Genomic DNA, 6,292 nt, shown 5'->3' with positions numbered 1-6,292 from the left:
ACTTATACAGAGGTGGAAAAATGGAGGCAAAGGATGTACCAAGCTGGATTCTTGCTCTTGAGAAGGAGGATGTGGAGTTTATTAAAAACTTTGTTGTTAATTCAGGCTCTCTGAAGGAAATTGCCAAGGTTTATGATGTTTCATATCCAACGGTAAGGATTAAGCTAGATAGATTAATTCAAAAAATCCAATTAAATGATGCAATCGATAATGAGGAGTTTATTCAATTTATTAAAAAGCTTTCAATTGACGACAGAATTAGCTTAGAGGATGCAAAATTAATTATTGAAAAGTATAAATCAGAAAAGGAAAGGAAGGAAAAGTAATGTTTGACTTTTATTTTGTCTTTATTGTTGCTGCGTTTCTAGCTGTACAATACTTTTTTTCAACAAGAAATAGTGTTTATTGGGGGGCGATATTACCTGTCGTATATTTAATCACAATGATTTGGATGCTTGTCACGGAGCGGCTCGTAAATATGCTAGCTTTCCTTTTATACTTGATACTTGGCATGCTCTTCTTACTTGCAGAATGGAAAAAAGGTCGGGATTGGGTAAACGAGAAAAGAAAAAGGGAATTAGAAAAAATGGTTACGCATGATATGAAGTAAGAAGGTGGGGACAGTCCCCCAGCACGTTAAAGCTTTAACGTTGCGGGGGACTGTCCCCATAAGCCAATAGTAACAAACTAGAATTTACGGTGATTTGTGTATAATGGACGATGAAAAAAATGGAAATTAGTACTTATAATAGTATTCGAATCATGGATTCTGGCAATACCGTTAGGAGAGTCGCTAGAAACATAGAATCGGAGGATAGTATTATGAAGACGTGGTTGTCGATTTTCATCATCCTGTTATGCATCGGATCCATTGTTGCAGGGAATATTCATTGGAATCACAAGCTTGCGACAAAAGCGAAGTTGGTTCAACCAGAAAGGGAATCTGTAGTGGCAAAGGAACAAGCCGAACAAGCTGAACAAGAACCAGCGGAGAATGAGACATCAAAGGAGAAAGAAGAAAGTGGACAGGCTGCAACAGATGTGGCAGCTTATACGAAAAATCTCCCAAAGGAACTCCAAGACAAGTTTTCCCAAGCTGAAAGCACAGGGAATCCTCTTAAACTTGTCATTTACGGCTCAGACAGTACCCCGACCGAGAAGGGAGCATGGCCTGACCTTCTATCAGAACAGCTACAAGCTGCCTATGGGGATAAAATAGTGAGCACCACCGTCATCACAGCAGGAAATAACACATCATTGGCTGTCGCTCAAGCAAAGGATTATGAGAAGGTAACGGAGCTAAAGCCGGATATTGTGCTATTTGAGCCTTTTACACTTAAGGATAATACCGGAAAAATTGCGATGAAGGATCGCATCATTAGCATTGAGAAAATGATTGCCTCATGGAAAGCTAGTAACAACGATGTTACGATTCTTCTTCAACCAGCCAATCCTGTTCATAATGGAGTTTTCTATCCAAAGCAAGTAGATGAATTAAAAGCATATGCTGAAGAACAAAAGCTAACCTATATCAATCATTGGGAAAGCTGGCCGAAAACAGAGGATAAAACAATGCTCGACTATTTAACCTCAGAAAGCCTCCCAAATGAAAATGGCCATAAGCTGTGGGCTGACTATTTAATCGATTACTTTATAGCTAAGTAACCTAGAAAAGGGTAGGCTGATTGATGTCTCAAACTTAGAAGCATCGTTCAACCTACCTTTTTTATCCTCAAAAAACTTATCTAAAACTAAGCACCATAAATTATTAAAAAGCAACAGGATAAACTATAAATTTTGCTGAATTAGTATTGTATGCTTATTTTAGGAGGAAAGCAATGGAACTTTATACGTTTGCCAAAGAAAATGGAAAATTTATAACAAATTTCAGTTCAAACTTTATGATGTCCCGAATTATTCAAACTGACAAGACAACTCATATCGGGTGTATGTACTTGGAGGAAAAAGGTGTCATCGGGTACCACCAAGCAGTAGTACCCCAGCTTCTCTTAGTAGCTGGTGGTGAAGGATATGTTCGGGCTGAAACGGAAGAATACATTAAAGTTCAATCAGGCGACGCTATCTTTTGGCAGAAGGATGAATGGCATGAAACGAAAACAGATGTGGGCCTAACAGCCATTGTCATTGAAAGCGAAGCATTAAATCCGTCAGCATTTATGGGCTTAAAAAATAGAAGGATGTTCTTAAAACTAAAAAAGAGTAGCTTTACCCTACTCTTAAATAAATAATTACTTCTGGCTAAAGGCAATTTTCAATCCTATCAGTGCGAACAAAGACCCTTGAATCAAGCTAATCTTCTTCGATAAGGATGGATTCTTACGTAGGAAATACCCTACTTTTCCAGCAAAAATACTGATTAACATAAAAATAACGAAGGCTTGAACTAGAAAGACAATCCCGTAGACAAGCATTTGCAAGGAAGCATGACCATTTTCATGATTTATAAACTGTGGGAAAAATGCTAGAAAAAACAAGGAAAGCTTTGGATTTAAAAGATTCATAATGATTCCTTTTTTGTATAAGGCCTTGTAGTCCAAAGAGTTTTCAGCTTTAAGGTCAAAGCTCGAGCCCTTTTCCGTAAAAGATTTAAATGCTAGAAATAATAAGTATGCTGCGCCGATATATTTAACGACTGTGAATGCTAAGGCTGATTGATAAATGATCGCTGTTACTCCAATTGTTGCAGCAGTAATATGAACGATTAATCCTGTGCAGAGTCCGAGTGAAGTATAGATTCCTGCATTTTTTCCTTTTGCTATGCTCTGTGCTAAGGTGAACAAGTTATCTGGCCCTGGCATAAGCGTAAGAGCGATTGCTACACCTAAAAAAGAGATGATTGATAGAAAGTCCACATTTATCCCTCCTACAATAATGTAAAGTTAATTTTACCACAAACCTAATCGTGAAAATGAACAAATATTCTGAACAAGGAAGTGCGAATGTTTTTTCCAGTATAATGGAAAGTAACAAATCGAAGCGGGGAAAACACATGAAGGATATCAATTCTCTCCTATCAAAATGGGAGCAACTACTACAAAAGGTAAAGGATAACAACGGTAAAGTTTATCCGATTGAAATCGGAAAAAAAGCAACGATGAAGGAGATTGCAGCGAAAGAAAAGGAGCTGGGATACCAACTACCTCCTTCGTATAAATATTTCGTAACGAACTTAGGGAAATCCCTCTTCTTTTATTACTCATTTTCGGATGATACAATGATTCCCAATGAATTTAGGGAAATCTTTTCTGGCCAGATCTATTGGGATTTTAACTTTCTCCAGGATCTATCAATAGTAGCTGATGACCTAATAGACGATGGGCAGGACTATGGAAGGTCACTTAGAGGGAAATTAGAGTTTACTCAATCTGGTAATGGAGATATTTATGCGTTTGATATGTCTGTTGAAGGTGAAGAAAAACCAATTGTTTATTGGGATCATGAAGAGGACACCGTTACTTATGTCGCAGATTCATTCATCGATTATTTAGTGAAGATAACGGTTCTAGGGTGTATTGGCAGTGAAAAATGGCAGTTCGACTATTTTTTAAGTGATTCGGGATTGAACACGACAAGTCCAAAAGCTGTTAAGTGGAAGCATTGGCTCGAGTCGTTTTCAGAGACAACCTTAGAAGCTGTAAAACATAATATGGAAGAGCTCTTAGCCTTTGTTTTGTATCGAGATAAATTAGATGAAGAGGCAATTGCTATATTCAAGAGTTTTAAGCAAAATGAATTATTTCAGTACCTATTAGAAGAATTACATAAAAAAGAAGCAATGAAAGATAAGAGGTTCATATGCAAGATTATCGGTCGAGTTTTCGGATTAAATGCAGAGCAATGGGTTCGTCGTTTATGGGAGGAAAAGCAAGAGGATCTGGATGCTAGATTACGTTCTTATCTAACTTCCATGTGCATGGATAAGGAGGAGGGACTTCCTCTAGTCTTTTATTATCTTGAACAACAATCTAATGAAAAAATAACTGGATATGATGCATTTTCTCATCTTGGTGAATTTCATTCGAGGGATGTTATTTCGTGGATGGAGAATTATGTGACATTCCCTGTGACAAACTTTTGGGATAAGCTTTTCGTTTGGTCAAATTTTTCCTGGGAGGATGTAGAAAGCTGGACGTCTCTAGAAGAAAAGCATGAGGTTACGGTCATTCACGCATTAGACATGTATATCCGTGAGAAGGAAGCAAAGCATAAATATCTTCAGGTTATAGAAGGTCTTCCGGCAAAATTAGAATTTAACGATTTCCTTGTTAAACTACTTGATAAGCAGGTGTTAAAAAAACGGATTCAGCTTATCGAGCATTTGATCGAAAATATCGATTTATTTTATTAGGCTTTTAATGTTTAAACGTTTCGGTGCGATGCTTTTAAAGAGGTGTCGCATTTTTTCCTTTTGTAAAGAGTAGTTGAACAATAATATATGTGGAATATAATGTAAATAAGGACTGTTTTGGAAGGATAAGAGAAACTTAAAGGAGTTTTTTATGCCTATAAATTTAAACCTTATTGTCATTCGCACATTGAATATGGAACAAACAGTTAGCTTTTATCAAGACCTTGTGCTCATCTTTAACAAAGAACGTCACGGAAATGGACCAGAACATTATGCTTGCGAATTTGGCAGCTTCGTATTCGAGATATATCCGAGTCAGTCAAGACAGATAGATGCTACGACAAGAATAGGCTTCAACGTTGATAATATCGAGAGAATTATCGAAAAGCTGTGGTTAAGAAAGGCTCAGGTTGTTACTGAACCAACTGTTAGTATTTTGGGGAAACGAGCTGTGCTTGAAGATCCTGATGGACGTAAGGTTGAATTAGTAGAAGCTCTAAAAAAGTAAGGTGTTGGAGAAGTGCAACAATATCAACTAAAAAGGTGGCAAAGGGAAAATGTCTAAAAAGAAAGAGAAAGCATTCTTAATACCAGGGGACAAGATTGAACGATTAATTGACTCTCATGAGGGCTGTATTGCTTCCGACAGAATAACCGTTGACGGATGCAAGGTTGGTTTTATGTATAGAGAAGAGCCATACCAAAATGGTAATCCAGATAGTGGCTGGCGATTTATGGCTGGTGATGAAAGTGATGAATATATGGAGAATCCTGAAAATCACTCTATTTATCTCGTTAATACAATTTGTAATTATGATAGAGAGATTATTCCATTTCTTCATTCAGCACCAGGTACTGCATACATACGTAATGAAAACGGAGAATTGGTTCTTGATGAAGAGTGGGAAGTGCGAGAAGATTAAGTATTTAGGAAGCTATTTGTTTCACATTTAATTTGCATAATGGGGGAAAGAGAGTGAATACCTTTTATCTTGTTAGGCACGGAATGAAGGAAAAATCTGTAGGGGACGTCAAATTATCAATAGAAGGTATTCAACAGGCGAAAAAAACTGCTTCGTATTTCGAGAACAAAAAAATGAAAGAAATTTTTTCAAGCCCATTGCGAAGAGCGAAAGAAATGGCAATGTATATTTCAGATAGTACTAAAATTAGTGTCAGAGAAGATATCCGTCTGAGAGAACGAGCAAATTGGGGGGGATATACCAGGACAATCCTTTGATGAATTTGTTGAAATTTGGGATAAATGTTCGATAGAGCGTGATTATGTACCGCCACAAGGAATATCCGCGAGACAATCAGGACAAAGGCTAGAGGAATTTATGTTTGATTGCTCAAGTCATGCTGCAAATAGTGAATTTGTAGTCGTTACACACGGAGGAATTATTACTGATTTTATGATAAATGTTTTTTCAACCCAACAATTAGACGATTTATGTCCAAATTTTAAAACCGTCCAAAGCTTGCTTATACCAGAATGCTCAATTACGGTCATTCGTTATGATGAAGATAAATATGACATAGATGAATTTGCTTTGACCTTACATTTAACTGAATCCGACATACCCGAAAGATAAAATTGATTCTGATTTAAGAAAAATAGAGGTGGTTCTAATTCTGAAAAATGCGAACTGGACAGTTGTGTTCCTAATGCTTTCATCATCTAGCTATGCAGGCGGGCTAGGATTTATGCCACTATTTACATATTCACCTATTTTCGGGTTCCTTTTGGGATTGATTTTTCTAATTATAGCTTTGGTTTTAGAAATTAACAAAAATAGAAAATCCAAAACGAAATAATGTGTTATCACCTTAAGGCTGTCAGTTCATTGATAGCCTTTTTTCATATGCTTTTAAATTTTTTTTTGTTAAGGGCATGGATTTTCAGAATTGTAACAATAATAA

The 6,292-nt window shown here is 36.7% G+C and carries 10 protein-coding genes; 9 read left to right on the top strand and 1 reads right to left on the bottom strand.

The window, feature by feature from the left end; all coding sequences use genetic code 11:
* Window positions 1–20 precede the first annotated feature (20 nt).
* The 4 genes from HU235_RS22745 to HU235_RS22730 all read left to right on the top strand — a co-directional run bounded on the left by HU235_RS22745 (window position 21) and on the right by HU235_RS22730 (window position 2,249).
* A complete protein-coding gene (locus tag HU235_RS22745; protein ID WP_095299674.1) occupies window positions 21–326 on the top strand; it encodes a DUF2089 family protein in 306 nt (101 codons plus the stop codon).
* Complete coding sequence (locus HU235_RS22740; protein ID WP_095299675.1) at window positions 326–610, top strand: hypothetical protein; 285 nt, start codon at window positions 326–328, stop codon at window positions 608–610. Before HU235_RS22745 ends, HU235_RS22740 begins: the two co-directional genes overlap by 1 nt.
* Before the next feature lie 212 nt (window positions 611–822).
* Window positions 823–1,665, top strand: coding sequence for an SGNH/GDSL hydrolase family protein (locus HU235_RS22735; protein ID WP_174881696.1), 843 nt, complete (start codon window positions 823–825; stop codon window positions 1,663–1,665).
* 173 nt (window positions 1,666–1,838) lie between these two features.
* Complete coding sequence (locus HU235_RS22730) at window positions 1,839–2,249, top strand: cupin domain-containing protein (RefSeq protein WP_174881695.1); 411 nt, start codon at window positions 1,839–1,841, stop codon at window positions 2,247–2,249.
* On the opposite strand, the gene HU235_RS22725 is transcribed toward HU235_RS22730, so the two are convergent.
* A complete protein-coding gene (locus HU235_RS22725; protein ID WP_145581630.1) occupies window positions 2,250–2,873 on the bottom strand; it encodes a LysE family translocator in 624 nt (207 codons plus the stop codon).
* A 137-nt stretch (window positions 2,874–3,010) separates the two neighbouring features.
* Between HU235_RS22725 and HU235_RS22720 the strand changes: the two genes are divergently transcribed.
* The 5 genes from HU235_RS22720 (at window position 3,011) to HU235_RS25335 (ending at window position 5,964) form a co-directional block, all read left to right on the top strand.
* A complete protein-coding gene (locus HU235_RS22720; protein WP_174881694.1) occupies window positions 3,011–4,369 on the top strand; it encodes an SMI1/KNR4 family protein in 1,359 nt (452 codons plus the stop codon).
* A gap of 151 nt (window positions 4,370–4,520) precedes the next feature.
* Window positions 4,521–4,877, top strand: a complete 357-nt coding sequence (locus tag HU235_RS22715; protein WP_174881693.1) for a VOC family protein — start codon at window positions 4,521–4,523, stop codon at window positions 4,875–4,877.
* 49 nt (window positions 4,878–4,926) lie between these two features.
* A complete protein-coding gene (locus tag HU235_RS22710; RefSeq protein WP_174881692.1) occupies window positions 4,927–5,292 on the top strand; it encodes a DUF2185 domain-containing protein in 366 nt (121 codons plus the stop codon).
* Between the two features lie 53 nt (window positions 5,293–5,345).
* Window positions 5,346–5,609, top strand: a complete 264-nt coding sequence (locus HU235_RS25340) for a histidine phosphatase family protein (RefSeq protein WP_174881691.1) — start codon at window positions 5,346–5,348, stop codon at window positions 5,607–5,609.
* A complete protein-coding gene (locus HU235_RS25335; RefSeq protein ID WP_174881697.1) occupies window positions 5,578–5,964 on the top strand; it encodes a histidine phosphatase family protein in 387 nt (128 codons plus the stop codon). Before HU235_RS25340 ends, HU235_RS25335 begins: the two co-directional genes overlap by 32 nt.
* Window positions 5,965–6,292: the final 328 nt, after the last annotated feature.

Source organism: Metabacillus niabensis, assembly GCF_902829255.1.
Lineage (GTDB): Bacteria > Bacillota > Bacilli > Bacillales > Bacillaceae > Metabacillus > Metabacillus niabensis.
This window is presented reverse-complemented; position numbering and strand designations above follow the sequence as displayed.